At 68.6% G+C, this 20336-nt stretch carries 19 protein-coding genes; 12 read left to right on the top strand and 7 right to left on the bottom strand.

The genetic code is table 11. The features are described from left to right. Nucleotides 1–58: 58 nt before the first annotated feature. Entirely contained in the window at nt 59–1081 is a 1023-nt protein-coding gene (locus ACFXN1_RS43815) for a polyprenyl synthetase family protein (RefSeq protein ID WP_357011283.1), read from the bottom strand. Nucleotides 1082–1259: 178 nt separating this feature from the next. Between ACFXN1_RS43815 and ACFXN1_RS43820 the strand changes: the two genes are divergently transcribed. Both ACFXN1_RS43820 and ACFXN1_RS43825 read left to right on the top strand, forming a co-directional pair. Next, complete coding sequence (locus ACFXN1_RS43820; RefSeq protein ID WP_379399514.1) at nt 1260–2534, top strand: geranylgeranyl reductase family protein; 1275 nt, start codon at nt 1260–1262, stop codon at nt 2532–2534. Beyond that, a complete protein-coding gene (locus ACFXN1_RS43825) occupies nt 2531–2950 on the top strand; it encodes a helix-turn-helix domain-containing protein (RefSeq protein WP_379399515.1) in 420 nt (139 codons plus the stop codon). The genes ACFXN1_RS43820 and ACFXN1_RS43825 overlap by 4 nt, the downstream gene beginning before the upstream one ends. A 24-nt stretch (nt 2951–2974) precedes the next feature. Here the strand turns inward: ACFXN1_RS43825 and ACFXN1_RS43830 are convergent, their stop codons facing one another. After that, nucleotides 2975–4624 (bottom strand): purine-cytosine permease family protein, encoded by a 1650-nt coding sequence (locus tag ACFXN1_RS43830; RefSeq protein ID WP_379442437.1) that lies wholly within the window; start codon nt 4622–4624, stop codon nt 2975–2977. A 216-nt stretch (nt 4625–4840) separates the two neighbouring features. Here ACFXN1_RS43830 and ACFXN1_RS43835 point away from each other — a divergent pair, with 216 nt between their 5' ends. Then, nucleotides 4841–5284, top strand: coding sequence for a VOC family protein (locus tag ACFXN1_RS43835; protein ID WP_379399600.1), 444 nt, complete (start codon nt 4841–4843; stop codon nt 5282–5284). A gap of 52 nt (nt 5285–5336) precedes the next feature. On the opposite strand, the gene ACFXN1_RS43840 is transcribed toward ACFXN1_RS43835, so the two are convergent. Next, nucleotides 5337–5840, bottom strand: a complete 504-nt coding sequence (locus tag ACFXN1_RS43840) for a DUF2505 domain-containing protein (protein ID WP_379399516.1) — start codon at nt 5838–5840, stop codon at nt 5337–5339. Between the two features lie 147 nt (nt 5841–5987). Between ACFXN1_RS43840 and ACFXN1_RS43845 the strand changes: the two genes are divergently transcribed. The 4 genes from ACFXN1_RS43845 to ACFXN1_RS43860 all read left to right on the top strand — a co-directional run bounded on the left by ACFXN1_RS43845 (nt 5988) and on the right by ACFXN1_RS43860 (nt 13163). Beyond that, nucleotides 5988–6407: a DUF3592 domain-containing protein gene (locus tag ACFXN1_RS43845; RefSeq protein ID WP_379399517.1), complete on the top strand. Its 420-nt coding sequence runs from the start codon at nt 5988–5990 to the stop codon at nt 6405–6407. Nucleotides 6408–6573: 166 nt separating this feature from the next. Next, the gene (locus tag ACFXN1_RS43850; RefSeq protein WP_379399601.1) at nt 6574–7275 is read left to right on the top strand and encodes a demethylmenaquinone methyltransferase; all 702 of its coding nucleotides are present in this window, start codon (nt 6574–6576) and stop codon (nt 7273–7275) included. A gap of 157 nt (nt 7276–7432) precedes the next feature. Continuing rightward, entirely contained in the window at nt 7433–11956 is a 4524-nt protein-coding gene (locus ACFXN1_RS43855; protein ID WP_379442426.1) for a molybdopterin-dependent oxidoreductase, read from the top strand. A 145-nt stretch (nt 11957–12101) separates the two neighbouring features. Continuing rightward, nucleotides 12102–13163, top strand: a complete 1062-nt coding sequence (locus ACFXN1_RS43860; protein WP_379399519.1) for an alpha/beta hydrolase — start codon at nt 12102–12104, stop codon at nt 13161–13163. Between the two features lie 4 nt (nt 13164–13167). On the opposite strand, the gene ACFXN1_RS43865 is transcribed toward ACFXN1_RS43860, so the two are convergent. Then, entirely contained in the window at nt 13168–14202 is a 1035-nt protein-coding gene (locus tag ACFXN1_RS43865) for an aldo/keto reductase (protein WP_379399520.1), read from the bottom strand. Between the two features lie 85 nt (nt 14203–14287). Between ACFXN1_RS43865 and ACFXN1_RS43870 the strand changes: the two genes are divergently transcribed. Beyond that, entirely contained in the window at nt 14288–14974 is a 687-nt protein-coding gene (locus tag ACFXN1_RS43870; protein ID WP_379442424.1) for a TetR/AcrR family transcriptional regulator, read from the top strand. A 76-nt stretch (nt 14975–15050) separates the two neighbouring features. On the opposite strand, the gene ACFXN1_RS43875 is transcribed toward ACFXN1_RS43870, so the two are convergent. Beyond that, nucleotides 15051–15629: a TIGR03086 family metal-binding protein gene (locus ACFXN1_RS43875; protein WP_379442423.1), complete on the bottom strand. Its 579-nt coding sequence runs from the start codon at nt 15627–15629 to the stop codon at nt 15051–15053. A 195-nt stretch (nt 15630–15824) separates the two neighbouring features. On the opposite strand from ACFXN1_RS43875, the gene ACFXN1_RS43880 reads away from it, so the two are divergent. Both ACFXN1_RS43880 and ACFXN1_RS43885 read left to right on the top strand, forming a co-directional pair. After that, entirely contained in the window at nt 15825–16058 is a 234-nt protein-coding gene (locus tag ACFXN1_RS43880) for a hypothetical protein (RefSeq protein WP_364625607.1), read from the top strand. A 113-nt stretch (nt 16059–16171) separates the two neighbouring features. Continuing rightward, nucleotides 16172–16399, top strand: coding sequence for a hypothetical protein (locus ACFXN1_RS43885; RefSeq protein WP_379390838.1), 228 nt, complete (start codon nt 16172–16174; stop codon nt 16397–16399). A gap of 21 nt (nt 16400–16420) precedes the next feature. Here the strand turns inward: ACFXN1_RS43885 and menD are convergent, their stop codons facing one another. Continuing rightward, entirely contained in the window at nt 16421–18055 is a 1635-nt protein-coding gene (gene menD, locus ACFXN1_RS43890) for a 2-succinyl-5-enolpyruvyl-6-hydroxy-3-cyclohexene-1-carboxylic-acid synthase (protein ID WP_379399523.1), read from the bottom strand. 88 nt (nt 18056–18143) lie between these two features. Between menD and ACFXN1_RS43895 the strand changes: the two genes are divergently transcribed. Next, nucleotides 18144–18971 carry a siderophore-interacting protein gene (locus ACFXN1_RS43895; protein WP_379442421.1) on the top strand — a complete coding sequence of 276 codons (828 nt, stop codon included), beginning with the start codon at nt 18144–18146 and terminating at the stop codon, nt 18969–18971. 133 nt (nt 18972–19104) lie between these two features. Here ACFXN1_RS43895 and ACFXN1_RS43900 read toward each other — a convergent pair whose 3' ends face one another. Beyond that, entirely contained in the window at nt 19105–19551 is a 447-nt protein-coding gene (locus ACFXN1_RS43900) for a DUF6918 family protein (protein ID WP_379390844.1), read from the bottom strand. Nucleotides 19552–19902: 351 nt separating this feature from the next. On the opposite strand from ACFXN1_RS43900, the gene ACFXN1_RS43905 reads away from it, so the two are divergent. Further along, the coding region (locus tag ACFXN1_RS43905; protein WP_379463929.1) for an enoyl-CoA hydratase-related protein at nt 19903–20336 on the top strand (434 nt) is incomplete at its 3' end.

Below are 20336 nucleotides of genomic sequence, written 5' to 3' on the forward strand. Positions count from 1 at the left end.
AGGTCAACGAACTCGAGCCGGGTTGAAGTTCCCAGTTGTTCGACTGATCGGTTTCGGATCAGCCGACGCGTTCGATGGTGTAGCGGACCAGGTGTTCCAGGGCCTCGTTGGCCGGGCCGGCGGGCAGGGCGGAGAGTTCGGCGTGGGCGATGTCGGCGTAGCCGTGCAGCTTCTCCTTGGCCAGCACCAGGCCCCGGGAGCGGGACAGCAGGTACAGGGCCTCGTCGACCTCGGCGTCGGTCTCCAGCGGGCGGGCCAGCAGCTTGCGCAGTCGGTCGCCCTCGGCGCCCTCGTCACGCAGGGCGTAGAGGACCGGCAGGGTGTGGACGCCCTCGCGCAGGTCGGTGCCGGGGGTCTTGCCGGACTGCTCGGACACCGAGGAGATGTCGATGATGTCGTCGGCGATCTGGAAGGCGGTGCCCACGGCGTCTCCGAGGCGGGCCAGCCGCTCCACATGGTCGCGATCCGCACCGGAGAAGGTGCCGCCGAAGCGGCCGGCGGCGGCGATCAGCGAACCGGTCTTCTCCCACACCACGCGCAGGTAGTGCTCGACCGGGTCCTGGGACTGCCGGGCGCCGATGGTCTCGCGCATCTGGCCGGTGACCAGCTCGGCGAAGGTCTCGGCGATGATGCGGACCGCGTCCGGGCCGAGGGTGGAGACCAGTCGCGAGGCGTGGGCGAACAGGTAGTCGCCGGCCAGGATGGCGACGCTGTTGCCCCAGCGCGAGTTCACGCTGGGCGCGCCGCGGCGCATCGAGGCCTCGTCCATGACGTCGTCGTGGTACAGGGTGGCGAGGTGCACGAGCTCCACCACGGTGCCGGCGGTGACCAGGTCGGGGCTGGTCGGGTCGGGGCCCAGCTGACCGGTCAGGATGGTGAACAGGGGACGAAACCGCTTGCCGCCGGCCTTGGCCAGGTGCAGCGCCGCCTCCTGCAGGAACTCCTCGCCGTCGGACAGCTCGGTGATCAGCAGATCTTCGACCTCGATCAGGCCCTTGCGCACGGTCGCCGCGAGCTCGGGATCGCCCAGATCCACCCCCGCGACCACGGTGCTCTCCTCGCTCACAGCTGATGCGCTCATTTCATCTCCCAGTGCCGCGTCCGACCCCACGCCAAAGAACCTAGCGTGTGGACCGATCACCCCCTATGGACACCACCGTAGTGCGACGCACGAAACACTCGCCACGCGAAACGAAACGCCCGCTATGAAGCGCAGGGCAAATATGCGCGCCCGGTGATGTGCTGCAAGTATTGATCGCATGGGTTCACCGGAACACGCGCCCGAGCAGGGGAAATCATCGGATGTTCTGCCGGCGCACGCCGAGGTCCTGGTAGTCGGGGCGGGTCCTGCCGGGTCCGCGGCGGCCGCCTGGGCCGCGCGCATGGGTCGGGATGTGCTGCTGACCGATTCGGCGGTGTTCCCGCGCGACAAGACCTGCGGTGACGGACTGACGCCGCGCGCCGCCGCCGAACTCGAGCATCTCGGGCTGGGCGACTGGGTGCGGGCGCACACGGTCAATCGCGGCCTGCGGATGGCCGGGTTCGGGCGGGAGGCGCTGCTGCCCTGGCCGGACGGGTCGTTCCCCGCCTACGGAAGCGCCGTTCCGCGAACCGAACTCGACGACAAGCTGCGCGAGACGGCGATCAAGTCGGGCGTGCGGATGGTGGACGGGGCCAAGGTGGTGGAGGTGGCCCGCGAGGGCGACCGGGTCACCGGGGTGACCGTCAAGACCGACGCCGGCCTGCGCGCGGTGTCGTGCGACATCCTGATCGTGGCCGACGGCGTGCGCTCCCCCGTCGGAAAGCTGCTGGGCCGCACCTGGCATCGCCAGTACGCGTACGGGACCGCGGCGCGGGCCTACATCAGGTCCGAGCGCAGTGACGACGAGTGGATCACCTCGCATCTCGAATTGCGGGATGCGAACGGGGAATTGATTCCCGGATACGGCTGGGTTTTCCCGCTCGGCAATGGCGAGGTGAATATCGGCGTCGGCTCGCTGGCCACCGAAAGGCGTCCGTCGCATATCGCGTTGAAACCGCTACTGCAGCATTATGTTTCGGAACGCCGCGCGGAGTGGGGATTCGAGGGCGAGGCGCGGGCGGTGGCGTCGGCGCTGCTGCCCATGGGCGGCGCGGTGTCGAATCTGGCCGGGCGCAACTGGGCGCTGGTGGGCGACGCGGCCGGGTGCGTGAACCCGCTCAACGGCGAGGGCATCGACTACGGCCTGGAGGGCGGGCACATGCTCGCCGGGATCCTGGACCAGCCCGATCTGACCCATATCTGGCCGGAACTGCTGCGGGAACGCTACGGCCGCACCTATTCGGTGGCCCGGCGGCTGGCGGGGCTGGCCACCCACCCGCGCACCGTGCCGCTGGGCGGGCCGCCGATGATGCGGTCGAAGCTGTTGCAGCGCACCGCGGTCCGGGTGATGGGCAATCTGGTCACCGACGAGGACGTGGACCTGACCGCCCGGCTGTGGCGGGGCGCGGGCCGGGCCTCCCTGCGTTTCGACAAGATCCAGCCGTTCTCGTGAACGCCCGGCCGGTTCCCGAGGAGCTGCTGCCGCATCTGCGGCGAGCACGGGATCTGGCCGACCGGCACTACGCGGAGCCCTTGGACCTGGACAGTCTGGCGGCGGCCGCGGGGGTGTCGAAGTATCACTTCCTGCGGTGTTTCGCGGCGACGTACGGCAAGACGCCCGCGGTGTATCTGGCCGAGCGCCGGATCGAGCGGGCCCAGGATCTGTTGCGCGCCACCAATGTGACGGTGACCGAGGCCTGCATGCTCGTCGGCTACAGCAGTCTCGGGTCGTTCAGCAGCAAATTCACCGAGCTGGTGGGGATGTCGCCCTCGGAGTATCAAGCGAAGTTCGCGGCCGAGGGCGCACCCCATATCCCGGGTTGCTACGTCTTCATGCACGGTCTCTCGGATCGGAAACGCACACAATGACGCGAATTCATTCGGGCCACAGCCTCATCGGGACGGCAGGACGTGAATGCCGGTCTTGTCCGTCGAGAGTGCGAGCGAGCTGATGTACTGGATCTCGCCCCCGGGTCCCGGGACCGCCGAGGCGATCATGTCCGGGCGCTCGAATTCCATGCCGGTGACGGCGCAGGTGAGGGTCTCCCCCGAGGGGTTGCCGTGCTCGTCGAACATGGGCAGCTCGATGCCGTCGTGGTCGCGGCGCAGGTAGTACCTGCCCTTGGTGAGGATCGCGGTCAGCGGGGTCGCCAGGAACGAAACCACCACGGCCACAATGGGCGAGTACGGCTTCAGGGTCTCACCGAAGATGCCGAAGAAGGTCATGATCGACAGCACCGCCGACAGGCCGAAGCCGACCAGGCCCACCGGGTTGAAGTCGTGGAGCATGCCGCGCCGGAACTCCGGCTCCTTGGGCGAGATCTTCAGCACGTACTTGTTGATCGCGATATCCGTTGCGACGGTGACGATCCAGGCGATGCCGCAGTTGGCGTAGAAGCCGAGGATGTTGTTGAGGAAGTCGAACATGTTGGCTTCCATCAGGATCAGCGCGATGGCCAGGTTCAGGCCGAGGAAGACGATGCGGCCCGGGTAGTTCTTGGTGACGCGGGTGAAGGAGTTGGTCCACGCCAGCGAGCCCGAATACGCATTGGTCACATTGATCTTGATCTGGCTGATGACGACCAGCGCCACGGCCAGGGTCATGGCCAGCCAGGACGGCATCATGTCGCGGTAGATCTCGAGGAACTGGTGCACCGGCTGGTTGGCGATGTCCTGCGCGCCGGGCAGATTCGCGATCAGGTAGACCGCCAGGAACAGGCCGACCACCTGCTTGATGGCGCCGAAGAGCACCCAGCCCGGTCCGGCCAGCAGCATCCAGCCCCACCACTTGCGGGCGTTCTCCGGGGTCCGGGGCGGCATGAAGCGCAGGTAGTCGATCTGCTCGGCGATCTGGGCGATGAGCGAGAGGCAGACACCGGCGGCGAGCAACGCGCCGGACAGGCTCACGCCCTTGCCGTCCTGGCCGCCGTAGGACAGGAAGGTGCCGACCGAGTCCGGGTGGCGGACCAGCAGGAAGCCGAACGGCAGCACCATCAGGATCAGCCACAGCGGGGTGGTCCACACTTGCAGTTTGGCCAGGGTGTTCATGCCGTAGATGACCAGCGGAAAGATCATCACCGTGGACACCAGGTAGCCGATCGGCAGCGGCACGTGCAGGCCGAGTTTCAGGCCCTGCGCCATGATCGAGCCCTCGAGGGCGAAGAAGATGAAGGTGAAGGAGGCGAACACGATGTTCGTCACCACCGACCCGTAGTACCCGAAGCCGCTGCCGCGGGTGATCAGGTCCAGGTCGATGTTGTAGCGCGCCGCGTAGTAGGCCAGCGGGAAACCCGTGAGCATGACCACGATGGCGAAGATGCCGATGCCCAGCAGGGCGTTGCCGGTGCCGTTGGCGATGCCGATGTTCGCGCCGATGGAGAAGTCGGCCAGGTAGGCGATGCCGCCCAGCGCCGAGACGCCGACCACCGCCGGACTCCATTTGCGGTAGCTGCGGGGCGCGAACCGCAGCGTGTAATCCTCCAGCGTCTCCTTGGACGCGGCGACCGCATCGGCCGCTGGGGTGTCGACCTGAACCACCGGCACTCCTCGTTCGGGCTCGTCACGAGCTTTTTCCGATTCGAGGGTGGTCACCGAATATTGATCTCGGCTTTCCGCTCCATTGCGCGGCTGTTACGGCAGGCTCACCGAGGTTCCGAGTGTGTGAACTCGGCTATCCGGACGCGAATCCGCCCGGCGCGGAAACGCGCAATTTCGGAGAAGCCCGCGCGGGCCCGCCGTCCATAGGCTCGGGGCATGACGATCATCACCAATGTCTCGCTCGTGACCGTGTACGTGACCGATCAGACCGCCGCGAAGCAGTGGTACATCGAGAAGCTGGGTTTCGTCGAGGCCAGCGATGTGACCATGGGCGACAACGGCTTCCGCTGGGTGACCGTGGTGCACCCGAACCATCCGGAGCTGGAGGTCACGCTGATGATCCCGGGTCCCCCGCTGGACGACAATCTGGCCGAGGCCATCCGGCGGTCCATGGCCAATGGCACGCACGGCGCACTGGGCCTGCGAACCGACAACTGCCAGAAGGCCTTCGAGGAACTCACCGCCAAGGACGTGGAGTTCGTGCAGCCGCCGTCGGAACGCCCCTACGGCGTCGAGGCCATCGTCCGCGACAACTCCGGCAACTGGCTGGTCCTGGTCGAACCCCGCGAATTCGATCCGGCCACGGCCCAGTTCGGCCCGGAGTAAGCACAAGCCCCCGTGGATGCGGGACCACCCCCGCATCCACGGTTTACCGAGATCAGGCGGTCTGCGCGGCGAACCAGGATTCGACGGACTTGCGCTCACTGTTCATGACCCGCTTGAGCAGGTTCTCGACCAGCGGTTCGATGGCCCCGCCGACCAGCGGGACCTTCACGTCGACCGTGCCGGTGGCCTCGATCTCGGAACCTTCGGCGGTGGGCCGCAATTCGAACGCGCCCGCCATCTCGGTGGTGATGCCGCTGGAGCGGCCGCTGAAGCCGCCCTTGGCGACGCCGTCGGTGAGCGCTCCCCAGGTGTCGGTGCGCTCGAGCATGAGCTCGCTCTTGAGGACCTTCTTGACGATGCCGGGAATCTGGTCCTCGGGCGCCTTCTCGGTCATGTGGATCTGGATGGTGCCGGGGCCGTCCGGGTGGGTGAGCTCGAGTGTGGCGGTGGTCGCCCCGGCGAAGCGGGCCTGCCACATTTCGTCATTGGTCAGTGCCCGGTGAAGCTCTTCGACCGGAACGCTGTACTGCACGGTGAAGCTGAATTTTCGGGACATGGCGAAGACCGTAGCCCAGCGATGGAATAGCCTGCTGAAGTGTCGGAAACTAGCCAGTCTGATAGCGGAGCGCAGCGGAGCGACGATCGGACACAGCGCGCTGAACAGCGGCGGGCGGTTCGGTTGCGGCGGGCTCGGATCGGGGTCGTGATCGCCGCGGCCACGGTCAGCTTCCTGGCCGTACTGCTGGTGCTGGCGGCCTGGCGCGACGACCACCTGATCAACTCCGACAAGGGCGTGACCAGCGCCGAAGTCCTCTCGGCCGGCACGCTGCGATCCGCGGTCATCTTCGTGACGCCCGACGGCGAGACGCACAATCCGAAGACCGGGGTGCTGTACCCCACCAGACTGACCGTCGGCGAACGCATCAATGTCGAATACCGGCGCAGTGATCCCGATCTCGTACGCGTGGCGGGTCGCGATGCGCGTGTCGCGATCATCCCGGCGCTGTCGGTCATCGTGGTCTCCTGGGCCGTCGCCATCCCCGCGGTGTGGTTCCTCGGCTCACCCCCGAGCCGGTGGCTGGGCGCGCTCCGAGCAAAACTGCGAACTAAGCTGCGGCGGTAGAAGAACCCGGCCACCACCCACAGGTTCGCGGCCCGTCTCGATTCTGGACTGCGGCTCCATAGACCAGCGCCTTGGAGCGAGACGGCGAGCGAAGCGGAGGAGCGGAGGAGGGAAGAATCGAGACCTCCGGGGCCGCGAACCCGCCCGGAGCGAAGCGGAGGGCAAAATTAACAGAGCATCGTTTCGGGCCCAGCTGGACAAGCAGCCGCGCGACGTCGCATCCATGTTCGACGGTGTCGCCAAGCGGTACGACCTGACCAATTCGGTGATCTCCGTTGGCCAGGACAGGTATTGGCGCTGGGTGACGCGCAAGGCACTGGGCCTGCGACCCGGCGAGCGGGTGCTGGATCTGGCGGCGGGGACCGGTGTCTCCACCGTGGACCTGGCCAAATCGGGCGCGTGGGTGCTGGCCGCGGACTTCTCCCAGGGCATGCTGTCGGCCGGACGGCACCGCAATGTGCCCATGGTCGCCGCCGACGCCATGGCGCTGCCCTTCGCCGACGACTCCTTCGACGCGGTGACCATCGCCTACGGCCTGCGCAATGTGGCCGACCCGGATCTGGCGCTGCGCGAGATGCTGCGCGTCACCAAGCCGGGCGGGCGGCTGGTGGTGGCCGAGTTCTCCACGCCGACCTGGGAACCCTTCCGGACCATCTACATGGAGTACCTGATGCGGGCGCTGCCGCCGCTGGCGCGCGCGGTCTCCAGTAACCCGGACGCCTATGTGTATCTGGCCGAGTCGATTCGGGAGTGGCCGAACCAGCCGCAGCTGGCGCTGCGGATCGCCGACGCCGGTTGGTCCTCGGTGCAGTGGCGCAATCTCTCGGGCGGGGCCGTGGCCCTGCACCGGGCGTACAAGCTGGGCTGAGCGGAGAACGAGTCCGGAGCGGCCGACCTGTGGCGTTGCTCACGGCAGCGTCCCGACCTGGGCCTCACACTCGCGGAAAACGGCTGTGAGGTGGATTGTCATCTGGCGATAACGTTCGGTAAATCCACCGCAACCCGGGGTGGCTTAACTCGGAACCATGCCGGAACAGCCCACGCCCCCGACGAGCGCCCGGACCGCGTGCTCGTACTGCGGGGTGGGCTGCGGCATCACCGTCGAAACCAAGCCCGGCGCACGCGGACTGCCCGTGATCGCCAAGGTGAAGGGCGACAAGGACCACCCGGTCAATGCCGGGCGGCTGTGCACCAAGGGCAATACGCACGCCGAACTGATGGCCGCGCCCGGCCGCATGGAGACCGCCTACCGCCGGCCCGAACGCGGCCAGCCGCCGGTGCCCATGCCCGTCGATGAGGCGATTCACGAAGCCGCACAGCGTCTTCGCGTGATTCTCGACACAGATGGACCGGACGCCATCGCCCTCTACGTGTCCGGCCAGCTGTCGATCGAGGCCCAGTACCTGGCCACCAAGCTCGCCAAGGGCCACCTGCGCACCGTGCACATGGAGGCCAATTCGCGGCTGTGCATGGCCAGCGCGGCCAGCGGGTACAAGTTGTCGCTGGGCGCGGACGGGCCGCCCGGGTCCTACGACGACCTCGATCACGCCGACCTGTTCTTCGTCATCGGCGCGAACATGGCCGACTGCCACCCCATCCTGTTCCTGCGCATGGCCGACCGGCTCAAGGCGGGCGCCAAGCTGATCGTGGTGGATCCGCGGCGCACCGACACCGCGGCGCGCGCCGACCTGTTCCTGCAGATCAAGCCGGGCACGGATCTGGCGCTGCTGAACGGGCTGCTGCACCTGCTGGTCGAGAACGGCGACATCGACGCCGAATTCATCGCAGAGCACACCGAGAACTGGGCGGGCATGCCCGAGTTCCTGGCCGCCTACACCCCGTCGATGGTGTCCGAGGAGACCGGTATTCCCGAGGCCGACATCCGCACCGCCGCGGCCTGGATCGGCGCGGCGGGAGAGTGGATGTCGCTGTGGACCATGGGCATCAACCAGTCCACACACGGCACCTGGGCCAGTAACGCCATCATCAACCTGCACCTGGCCACCGGCGCCATCTGCCGCACCGGCAGCGGGCCGTTCTCGCTCACCGGGCAGCCCAATGCCATGGGCGGGCGCGAAATGGGTTACATGGGACCGGGATTGCCGGGTCAGCGCAGCGTGCTCGCCGACGCCGACCGGGCCTTCGTGGAGGCCGAATGGGGGCTGGCGCCGGGCACCATTCGCGCCGAGGCCGGGCCCGGCTCCATCGAGATGTTCCGCGGCCTGGCCGACGGAGAGATCAAAGCCTGCTGGATCATGTGCAGCAATCCCGTTGCCTCCATGGCGAATCGGCGCACCGTCATCGCCGGGCTGGAGGCCGCCGAGCTGGTGATCGCCCAGGACGTGTTCACCGACACCGCCACCAATGCCTACGCCGACCTGCTGCTGCCCGCCACCCTGTGGGCCGAGGCCGATGGGGTGCAGGTGAACTCGGAACGCAATCTGACCCTGCTGCAGCAGTCGGTGGAACCGATCGGCGACGCGCGCCCGGACTGGCAGCTCATCGCGCAGGTCGCGACGGCGCTCGGCTTCCCCGGGTTCGAGTACGCCTCCAGCGCCGAGATCTTCGACGAGATCCGGCGATTCGCCAATCCGGCCACCGGCTACGACCTGCGCGGCATCGACTACGACGCGCTGCGGGCCGGGCCCGCGCAGTGGCCGTGCCCCGATCCGGCCCAGCGCCGCAACCCGATTCGCTATCTCAACGACGGGGTCAGCCAGACCCTGCACACCGACGAACACGGGCACACCCCGCGACTGGCGTTCGCCACGCCCAGCCGCAAGGCCGTGTTCTGGGCGCGCCCGCACCTGCTGCCCGACGAGATGCCGGACGAGGATCACCCCTTCGTGCTCAATACCGGTCGCCTGCAACACCAGTGGCACACCATGACCAAGACCGGGAAGGTGGCGAAACTGACCAAGCTCAACGGCAAGCCCTTCCTGGAAATCCACCCCGAGGACGCCGCCCACCTCGAGGTGCGCGCGGACGACCAGCTCGAAATCACCTCCCGCCGCGGCCGCGCCGTGCTGCCCGTCCAGGTGAGCGACCGCGTCCTCCCCGGCACCTGCTTCGCCCCGTTCCACTGGAACGACGAGCAGGGCGAATACCTGACCATCAATGCCGTCACCAACGACGCGGTCGACCCGATCTCCCTGCAACCCGAGTTCAAGGCCTGCGCGGTCCGGCTGCGGAAGGTGGCGGCCCTGAGCACCACCGCTCCGACCGGCACCGGCAGTGCAGACGATCAGACCGGCCACGCCGACCCGTTGTCCGCGGACCGCTATCCGGCCGGGACGGGCAGTGGTCCGGACCGGACTGCGAGCGGACCGCATCCCCTGGCGCTCATGCTCGGGTTGGAGACCGGTGTCGCACCGACGCTGACCGAGACCGAGCGCATCTATCTCGGTGGATATCTCGCTGCGCTGCAGAGCATGCCGGTCAGCGGCGTCCCGGTGCTGCCCGCGACCGCGCCGATCTCGGAGCGCAGCCGGGTGTGGATCGACGGGCTGCTGGGCGGGATGTATTCGCGTGGGGCGCAGCACTACTCACCGGCGCTCGACAGCGCCGTGCGCAGCAGCGCGTCGCACGGCCCGTCGGACACCACGCCTGCGGCGACGCGCACGGTGACCGTGCTGTGGGCGTCGCAGACCGGGACGGCGGAGGAACTGGCCGCCGCCCTGGCGACCTATCTGGCCGATTCGGGATTCGCGCCGCGCCTGCTGGACATGGATTCCGCCGAATTGTCCGACCTGACGGGTGATGTGCTGGCCATCAGCAGCACCTTCGGCGACGGCGGCCCGCCCGACAATGGCGCGGACTTCTGGGAACGCCTGAACGACAGCGCGATCCGGCTGACCGGTATGCGGTACGCGGTCTTCGCGCTGGGCGATTCCTCGTACGACGACTTCTGTGGCCACGGCCGCAAGCTGGACGAACTGTTCGAGAAGCGCGGAGCCACGCGCCTGTTGCCGCGCGTCGACAGCGAACCCGATCACGAGGACCTGTCCGCGGCCTGGTTCGACGCCGTGGCCGACGGCCTCGCCCAGATCGCGGACCACGCCGCCACGTCGGCTGGTTCGGGACCGGACGACCGTTCCGCCGGTGGAGCCGGTGCCATACCGGGCCGCGGCAGCAATCTCGACCGGTCGGGCGGCGTCACTGGGTTCGGCGGGCCCGCAGCGGGTGCCCCGGGTTCGGATGGTTCGGCCGCCAGGCCCGGCGATGTGCCGCCGGGTTGGGGTTCCCCGGGCTTCGGCCCGAATTCCACTCCCATGGGCGGTGATGACCAACACGGCGCGGCCGGGTCGGCGCGGCCGCACCGGTCCGATGCAATCACGCCAGGGTCCGCCGCACCGCGGGCCGGATCCGGCACTATCACCGGCCTCGCGCCGGGGCGGCGGATACGCGCGACCGCCGCCGCGCCTTTCACACGGAATTCGCCGGTGCTGGCGAAATTGGTCCGCAATGAACTGCTTTCGCGGGACGGTTCCGGAAAAGAGGTGCGGCAGTTCGGTTTCGATCTGAGTGATCCCGAGGCCACCTACGAGGTCGGGGATTCGCTCGGGGTGCGGCCCGCGAATTGTGAAGCGCTGGTGGCGGAGTGGCTGGCGGTGACCGGACTGGAGGGGCGGCGGCTCATCGACGTCGAGGACGGCGAGCTGGCGCTGGCGGAGGCGCTGCGGACGCACTACGACATCACGCGGGTGAGCGCCGATCTGCTGTCGTTCGTGGCCGAGCACAATGCCAGCCCGCGGCTGGCCAAGCTGCTGCGCCGGGACAATCGCAATGAGCTGGACGGGTATCTGTGGGATCGGCAGGCGGTGGACGTGCTGCGCGACTTCCCGGTGCGGGCCGATCTGGTGGAGTGGCTGGGCACGCTGAAAAAGCTGCAGCCGCGCCAGTATTCGATCTCGTCGAGCCCGCTGGTGAGTCCGCGCGAGGTGCAGCTGACGGTCGGCGTGGTGCGCTACGGCGATCCGGCGGCCATCGGTTCGGCGGCCCGGCGCGGCGGGGTGAGCTCGACGTTCCTGGCCGATCGCGCCCACGCGGAGGTGCCGATCTTCCTGCAGCGGGCGCCGCATTTCCGGCCGCCGCTGGATCCGAACGCGCCGATGATCATGGTGGGTCCGGGTACCGGCATCGCGCCGTTCCGCGGTTTCCTCCAGGAGCGCCGTGCCCTCGGCTGCCGGGGCCGCAATTGGCTGTTCTTCGGCGATCAGCACGCCAAGGACAATTTCTATTACCGCGCCGAACTCGAGGACATGTTCCGTTCGGGATTCCTGGCCCGGCTGGATCTGGCGTTCTCCCGGGATCAGCGCGAGCGGATCTATGTGCAACACCGGATGATCGAGCACGGCGCGGAATTGTGGGCGTGGTTGCGCGAGGGCGGTCATTTCTATGTGTGCGGTGACGCCGCGCGCATGGCCAAGGATGTGGACGACACCCTGCTGAAGATTGCCCGCATTCACGGCAAGCTGAGCGAGGACGGCGCGCTGGCGTTCAAGAAGCAGCTGGTGGCCGAGAAGCGCTACGTGCGCGACGTGTACTGATCCGGTCGCCCGCTCGCGGCGTCGGTCCGCCGATTCCGGCCTCCACAAATGTGAAACTGTGGTATTTGTAACTCGCCTGTCCAGGCTCATGCGGATGGGCGGGCCGTCACCGGGACGGCTGCCAGGAACGCTGAGGGCAGGTGCCTTGAACCGTCGGATCAGTCGAGTCACCGGACGATTGACGGTGGCGGTGCTCGCGACCGTCGCCGCACTGGGCCTGTCGGGCGCCGTGCCCGCCGGCGCGGACGATCCCACCGCACCCGGCGTCTCGGTCCCGGACATGAAGACCGACGACGGCTCCTTCATTAAGAGCGTGGGCGTCACCGACGACCGCCACGTCACCTTCACCGTCTACTCCGCCGCCATGAACCAGACCTTCCCGGTCGACGTGCTGCGCCCGGCGGACACCTCCGAGCCGCGCCCCACCCTCTACCTCCTCAATGGCGCCGGCGGCGGCGAGGACGCCGCCACCTGGCAATTGCGCACCGATGCACTGGATTTCCTGAGCGACAAGAACATCAATGTCGTGCAGATCATCGGCGGCAGATTCAGCTGGTACACCGACTGGCTCCAGCCCGACCGCGCGCTGGGGGTCAACAAATGGTCCACCTATCTGGGCAAGGAACTGCCGCCGTTGATGACGGCCGCACTGACCAGCAGTGGCAACAATGCCATCGCCGGTATCTCGATGGCCGGTCTGCCCGTACTGAATTCGGTCATCTTCAATCCCGGGCTGTTCCGTAGCGCGGCCGTGTACAGCGGTTTCTTCCAGACCATCACGCCGATGGCCCGGGAGGCCATCAAGATGGTCACCGAGCTCTACGGCGGCGGCAAGGTCGAGAACATGTGGGGCCCCGAGGGCGGTCCACTGTGGGTGGCCAACGACCCCACCCTCAATGCCGAGAAACTGCGCGGCACAAACCTTTTCATCTCCACCGGCAACGGCATTCCGGGCGCCTTCGACATGCCCGGCGCGCGTGGCCGGATGGAAGCGCCCGCGGACACTCCCAAGACCGTGGCGCTGGGCTCCCTCATCGAGGCGAATTGCGAACTGTCCACGGCGATTCTGCAGAAACGCCTGGAATCCCTGAACATTCCGGCGACATTCGAATTCCGCAGCAGCGGCACCCACATCTGGGGCTACTGGCAGGACGACCTGAAGACCTCGTGGCCGGTGCTCGCGCAGGGACTCTTCCCGAACCCGTGAACCCTTACACCGCCGGCGGATTGAGCCGGGCGAAGTCCGGCAGCCGGTAGTACGGGTAATAGGGATAGGGCGGGGTCACCGCGCTCGCTTTGTCCAGCCGGGCGAGCTGGTCGGCATCGAGACTCCAGCCGACCGCGCCGAGATTCTGGCGCAGCTGTTCCTCGTTGCGCGCGCCCACGATGACCGTGGCCACGCTCGGCCGGCGCAGCAGCCAGTTCAGGGCGATCTGCGGGACCGTGCGGCCGGTTTCGGCAGCGATCTCGTCGAGGACGTCCACGACGTCGTAGAGCAGTTCGTCGCGCACCGGCGGGCCCGCCTCGGCGGTGGTGTGCAGGCGGCTGCCGGCCGGAAGCGGTTGTCCGCGACGGATTCTGCCGGTGAGGCGGCCCCAGCCGAGCGGGCTCCAGACCACCGCGCCCACCCCTTGATCCAGGCCGAGCGGCATCAGTTCCCACTCGTAATCGCGGCCGACCAGGGAGTAGTAGACCTGGTGCGCGACATAGCGCGGGAAGCCGTACCGGTCCGCGGCGGCAAGGGATTTCATGAGCTGCCAGCCCGCGAAATTGGAGGCGCCGACATAGCGGATCTTGCCGGCGCGCACCAGCTCGTCGAGCGCCGCCAGCACCTCCTCGACCGGCGTGCCCGCGTCGAAGGCGTGCAGCTGGAACAGGTCGAGGTGGTCGGTGCCGAGCCGCCGCAGTGAGCCCTCGACCGCCGAGATCAGCCGGGCGCGACCGGATCCGGCGTCGAACGGGCCGGGACCGGTGGGCAGCGAGGCCTTGGTGGAGAGCAGCAGCTGCTCGCGGCGGCCCCGGATCGCCTCGCCCAGCACCTCTTCCGAGGCGCCGTCGGAGTAGACGTCGGCGGTGTCGAAGAGGGTGACGCCCGCGTCCAGGCTGATGTCCACCAGGCGGCGGGCCTGCCGGGCGTCGGTATCGCCCCAGGCGGAGAAGAGTTCGCCGCGACCGCCGAAGGTGCCCGCGCCGAAGCTCAATGCCGGAACCAGCAGACCCGAGGCGCCGAGCCGACGATATTCCATGATCACCACTCCTAACGGAACTGCAGTTTCATTAACTCGCCCGACGCTACACTCGTCTCGCCGCAAATGGAACTGGAGAACCGTTATGAGCCGCGACATACGCGCAGAGGGCAGCGAGACGCACGCAGCGGACCATGCCGACCCGACCCCCGGCTCGGTCCGCCCGGGCGGGCGCACCGCCCGCGTCCGCGAGTCCGTGCTGCGCGCCGCCGGCGACCTGCTCGCCGAACGCGGCTTCGCCACCCTCGACCTGGCCGAGGTGGCCGCACTCGCCGAAGTCGGCAAGACCACCGTCTACCGCCGCTGGCGCACCCCGGTGGGACTGGTCGCCGACCTGCTGGCCGACATGGCCGAAACCTCACTCCCCCACAGCGATACCGGTAGCCTGCGCGGGGACCTGCTCGCCAATGCGCGGCTGGTCGGGAAGACGCTCACCGATACCCGGCAGGGCCGCCTCTTCCGGGCCGTCATCGCCGCCGCCACCAGCGACGACACCGCCGCCGCGGCCCTGCGCGCCTTCTACGACACCCGGCTGACGGAATGGTCCCCCTGCGTCGAGGCGGCCGTCGCGCGCGGCGAGGTCCCACCCGGAACCGACCCGCGCGCAGTGCTTTCCGCCGTCTCGGCCCCGCTCTACTACCGCCTGCTGGTCAGCGGGGATCCGGTCGACGAGAGGGCCGTCGACGCCGCCGCCGAGGCCGCCGCACTGGCCGCGGAGCAGGGCGTATTCGCTTCCGGCACAACCGAGCACGCGCACCGGATGCCTCGATAGCCATCCCACGGCCCACCCCGCGGCCACCCGCACGCACCACCCCTCGCCGTGCCTGCGGTCGCCGTTTCCCGCGTGGTCAGTCCGCCGTCCAGGCCGGATCGCGACCGGTCAGTCCGACCACGCGATCGATGAGCGGCGCCTCGGCCGGGATATCGACAACCGGCCCGAAGAGCCCGGGCACTCCTGCCCGCGGGGTGTCACGAAGGAAGCCGAGCAGCACCGCCAGATCCGGCTCCGCCGGGGCATAAGGCTGTCCGACCGCCCGGGCCAGGTCCCAGCCATGGATCACCAACTCGTCCAGAGCGAAGATCGCCATCTGCGGGGCGGGCGCGAGCACACCGCCGACCTCGGTGTCGCCTACCCAGGCCGCCGGTTCGCGCCAGGCGGCCACGAGAGCCTTCAACTGCGCCGGAATGCGGTCGCGCCAATCCTCGGGGAGCGATCCGGTCCCCGGCGCCGGCGGCTGGGACCGGCCGATCATCTCCTTGGTCGCGCCCAGCCGGAAGCCCTCGGTGAAGCCCAGCACATGAACGAGCATGTCGCGCACGGTGATCTCGGACGGCGTGCGGCGGTCGAAGTCGGCCTCGGAGACAGCGGCGACGACCGCCTCCACCGCGCTCGCGGCGGCTTCGAGGTCGAATTCCGGTGTGGTCATGGTTCCTCCCGGGGACATGCCGAACCAACGGTGCGGCCCGGTCACCGATGGAGACGGGGCGGCCCGGCGGAATTCATCGCCGCGGCGCGCACGATGCCCGGCGAGCGCCCGGAATGTGCTTGCAGCGCTGCGCCGCAACCGGTTCGTTAGGCGGTATCAGCGGCGAAAGACCCTGGTAGGGAGGAGAATTGATAGATGAAAGGTGATCGCGTGGAGATCGTCGTCGACACCGGCGACGGGTCTCGGAACTACGAAATCATGGCGACCAGAGCGGGCCGCCGCATCGAGACCCGCATTGCGCGGGGAATCGTGGAGGTCAGCGAAGTGACTCGAACCGGCGGGCCGGTCCGCACCGCCCGGTTCATGGCGGGCCGGGTACTGGCTCTCGTCGAGTACCCCGCGGACGACGCGGCGCTGCCCGGCGAGTGATGCCGACCCGGTTGCCGGGCGGGATGAAGACGGGTTGCCGAGCTGGTGAAACGGGAGCATTCTCGAAGTGCCCGACTGCACGGCCCGCCCACCCCGGCAGAGAGGAGCAAGCGATGATCGATCGCATCGACGCAGTGCCCGAGGCCGACTATGTAGAGCAGAGCACCCCCGCCAATCCGCTGGACGAGGTGAACCCCGAGACGCTCGAATCGGACTCCGAGATCACATCGCTGCCCGCCGGAGACAGTGGCTGGACCGCCTCCGAGGGGGATCTGGTCGAGCAGGCGATCCCCGTTCCCATGGACGACGACTACGAATCGGACGCCGGCACCGAGTACTGACCGGCGCCGTTCGCGCCCAGGCTAATTCGACACGCCTGCCCGCATGGTGGCGTGCAGCTCCCGTAGGCTCGACCGCTCGGTCGCGACCTCGAGTACCCGAATGCCGTGTGCGCTGCTGGTCAGCTCGATGGCCAGCTGCCCGGGATCGACCTGGCGGTGCGGAACGCGGTAGGCGGCGCACAGCGCGGCCAGATCCATGCCGTGGGGGGTGCCGAAGACCCGCTCGAACACGCCCGCGTACTGCGGATCGCCCTGCTCGAGCAATTCGAAGATGCCGCCGCCGTCGTCATTGGCGACCACGATGGTGAGGTCCTGCGGTCGCGGCTCGCCCGTGCCGATGAGCAGGCCGGACGCGTCGTGCAGGAAGGTCAGGTCGCCCATGAGCGCGACGGTGCGGCCCGGATGGGTGAGGGCCGCGCCGACCGCCGCCGAGACGGTGCCGTCGATGCCGGCCACGCCGCGGTTGGACAGCACCCGCACGCCGGGCCGCGGCTCGGAGACCAGCGCGGCGTCACGCACCGGGTTCGAGGCGCCGAGCAGCAGCTGGTCGCCGTCGTGCAGGGCGTCCATCACCACGGACGCGACATGCAAACCGGTCGGCTTCGGGTGTCCGGCCAGCTTCGCGCGCACCACGGTGACGGCCTTCTCGTTCAGATCCCGGCACAGCTCCAGCCACTCCGGCCGCGGCGCGCCATGGGTGACCGCGCGGGTACCGGTACCCACCACATTGCCGGACACATCGGGCCAGCGCGGGCCGGTGGTCAGCGCGTACACCGTGATCTCCGGGTCCGACAGCACCCGCGACACCTGCCGGTGCAGGGTGGGCCGGCCGGTGATGATCGCCTGCCGGGGCTGCAGCAGCGGCAGCGCCAGCGGATGCAGCGCCGGGCCGTGCATGGGCGCGGTGGGTTCGGCGACCGTGGGCAGGGCCGCGAGTTCGGGGCGATGGCCCGCGCCGTGACCGGAGATGACCACGGTGTCCGGGGTCAGGTCGATATCCAGGGGGACGTCGAGGGTCGCGTATTGCGTTGCGGTCCAGGGCTCTTCGTCTATCCGTCCCGGGGGCAGCAGGTCACCGGCGGCCAGGTCCGGCACCAGCGGTTCACGCAGCGGAATGTCGAAGTGCACCGGCCCGGCATTGCCGGAGCGGGAGCCGCGGGCGGCGGCCAGCACGCGGCAGACCGCGGAGCGCCACACGCTGTTCTGCTTCGAGTACAGATCGTCGCCGGGCTCGGACTCGGCCAGCCCCAGGCTGATGGCGGCGCGCACCTGGCTGCCGAAGAGACCGAACTGCTCGACGGTCTGGTTCGCCCCGGTGCCGAGCATCTCGTACGGGCGGTTGGCGCTCAGCACGATCAGTGGGATGCGGGCGTAGTTCGCTTCGAGGACTGCCGGGCCCAGATTGGCCACGGCGGTGCCGGAGGTCATGACGACGGGCACCGGGCGACCGCTGGCGGCGGCCAGGCCGACGGCCAGGAAGCCCGCGGAACGCTCGTCGATGCGCATGTGCAGCCGGATCCGCCCGGCCCGGTCGGCCGCCTGCAACGCGAAAGCCAGCGGCGCATTTCGCGACCCGGGGCACAGGACGACATCCCGCACTCCGCCGCGCGCGAGCTCGTCGACGACGACGTGCGCCTGGGCTGTCGAAGGATTCACACCTCCAGCCTCTCAGACAGCCGCCCGCCCCGCTCCGTCGGCCCGCTCACACCTGTGTTATTAAGTTAGGGTTTGCTAACCTAAGCCAATGGCGAAGCGCAGCAAGCATGTCAAGCCCGAGCACCGCGAGATCCTCACCGCGGAGGTCCTGGCCAGCAAACGGATCAGCCCCCATTTCGTCCGCGTCACCCTCGGCGGCCCGGGCCTGGCCGGATTCACCGCCATGGGCTACGACCAGTGGTTCCGGCTGTTCATGCCGGGACGCGACGGCAACCTGCGCCTGCCCACCTCCGCGAGCAACCTCGGCTGGTTCGCGCAGTACCTGATGATGGGCAAGGAACACCGTCCGCTGGCGCGCAACTACACGGTGCGGGATTACCGAGCGGCCGGTTTCGGGGAGTTCGGCAGCACGGCCGAGATCGACATCGATTTCGTCTCACACGGTGACGACAGCCCCGCCTCCGCGTGGGCCAACAGCGCCACACCGGGCTGCCAGGTCGGACTGCTGGACGAGGGCATCACCTATCAGGCTCCCGACCACAGTGATTGGACACTGCTGGTGGGTGACGAGAGCGCGCTGCCCGGCATCGCGGGCGTGCTGCGGTCGCTGCCACGGGACGCCAGGGGCGCGGCGTATCTCGAGCTTCCGTCCGCCGAGGACCGGCAGGAACTGGGCGAACCCGAAGGCGTGCAGGTGAACTGGCTGGTCCGCACGGATCCGCACGCTGAGATCGGCGCACTGGCGGCGGAGGCCGTGCGCGGGGCGGACCTGCCCGGCGCGGGCGTCTACGCCTTCGTCGCGGGTGAGCAGAAGCTGGCCGCGGGAGTGCGGCGGCATCTGGCGCAGGAGCGCGAAATCCCCAAGGCGGACATCACTTTCACCGGCTACTGGCGGGTGGGCAAGTCCCAGGGCTGAACCGGCTCACGGAGCCGGAAAAAGGCGAGTGCCCCCGAACCACCTCGGCGGGCATTCGCTGTCCACGGGCGGCAGCACCGCGGACCGTTGACTGTTCGCGGCCCCTCGCCGGGCCGCGAACCGGTCGGCGTAATTAACCAGCGTGCTTCTGCACCAGGTCACCCAGGCGCGGAAGGGCCTCGGCGACATGCTTCTTCGCCGACGAACGCATGGAGTTGTAGACCTTGGTCAGCGCCGGGCGCGACGACGCCTCGGCCCGCGCGTCGGTCACCGACAGCAGCGCGTCGGCCACCTCGTCCTGCTTGGAGACCAGCAGATCGGCGAACGACCCGGCGCCACCGTTCTTGTACTCCGCCCAGAACGGCTCCAGCTGCTCGACGAACTTGGGCGCGAAGGACTCCAGCGCGTCACTCACGATCGAGGGGCTGACCTTCTTGATCGCGGCGTAGCCGCCCTTGACGACCAGGCCCGACGCGCCGCCCTTGTCCGACACCTCCTCGTCCAGAACCTTCTCCGCGTCGGCGATGAAGGCCGGACGCTTGGCGTCATCGAGCAGGGATTCAGACAGTGCTGCAACCACTTTCAGGTTCCTCCGGATAGTTTTTCGATGAACGAGCGCACGCAACTATACGCACCGGTGTCCCCGCACACACGATGCCAATGCGCTGCTACTGCCTCAGCAGCAACAGCACTGTAAGCCCTCCGCAATCGATTGGCAGCGTTTCACTTTCGGTTACCGATCGGTCGGAGTTCTCTCCGTACCAATAGCAAGCGTCCGATCGAGCCCCGGGCAACCCCGCCCGCTAACAATCAGCGCGCTTGTCGGATGGCCGAATTCCGCCGCCGGTAATCCGGAGTGACGCGCAGAACACGGCGCCGAACTGCGGTGGGTCTGCACCACGCCGGAAACCGGAACAGTATGTTCACTCCCGTGACCTTCAATGCGACGCTGTGGCGGCCCGTCCCGGGATTCGAGAACCTCACCGACATCACGTACCACCGGCACATCGAGCAGGGCACGGTCCGGATCGCCTTCGATCGCCCCGAGGTACGCAATGCCTTCCGCCCGCACACCGTCGACGAGCTGTACCGCGCGCTCGATCACGCCCGGATGAGCCCCGACGTCGGCGCGGTCCTGCTCACCGGGAACGGCCCCAGCGCCAAGGACGGCGGCTGGGCCTTCTGTTCCGGCGGCGACCAGCGCATCCGCGGGCGCAGCGGCTATCAGTACGCCTCCGGCGACACCGCCGACACCGTGGATGCGGCGCGTGCGGGGCGGCTGCACATCCTCGAGGTGCAGCGGCTCATCCGCTTCATGCCCAAGGTGGTCATCGCGCTGGTCAACGGGTGGGCGGCGGGTGGCGG

Source organism: Nocardia sp. NPDC059154 (assembly GCF_042755705.1).
Taxonomy (GTDB): domain Bacteria; phylum Actinomycetota; class Actinomycetes; order Mycobacteriales; family Mycobacteriaceae; genus Nocardia.

Coding starts and splice junctions, on each gene's coding strand:
- ACFXN1_RS43815 (WP_357011283.1), bottom strand. CDS start 1,081: ATGAGCGCATCAGCTGTGAGCGAGGAGAGCACCGTGGTCGCGGGGGTG.
- ACFXN1_RS43820 (WP_379399514.1), top strand. CDS start 1,260: ATGGGTTCACCGGAACACGCGCCCGAGCAGGGGAAATCATCGGATGTT.
- ACFXN1_RS43840 (WP_379399516.1), bottom strand. CDS start 5,840: ATGTCCCGAAAATTCAGCTTCACCGTGCAGTACAGCGTTCCGGTCGAA.
- ACFXN1_RS43855 (WP_379442426.1), top strand. CDS start 7,433: ATGCCGGAACAGCCCACGCCCCCGACGAGCGCCCGGACCGCGTGCTCG.
- ACFXN1_RS43865 (WP_379399520.1), bottom strand. CDS start 14,202: ATGGAATATCGTCGGCTCGGCGCCTCGGGTCTGCTGGTTCCGGCATTG.
- ACFXN1_RS43870 (WP_379442424.1), top strand. CDS start 14,288: ATGAGCCGCGACATACGCGCAGAGGGCAGCGAGACGCACGCAGCGGAC.
- ACFXN1_RS43875 (WP_379442423.1), bottom strand. CDS start 15,629: ATGACCACACCGGAATTCGACCTCGAAGCCGCCGCGAGCGCGGTGGAG.
- ACFXN1_RS43880 (WP_364625607.1), top strand. CDS start 15,825: ATGAAAGGTGATCGCGTGGAGATCGTCGTCGACACCGGCGACGGGTCT.
- ACFXN1_RS43885 (WP_379390838.1), top strand. CDS start 16,172: ATGATCGATCGCATCGACGCAGTGCCCGAGGCCGACTATGTAGAGCAG.
- ACFXN1_RS43895 (WP_379442421.1), top strand. CDS start 18,144: ATGGCGAAGCGCAGCAAGCATGTCAAGCCCGAGCACCGCGAGATCCTC.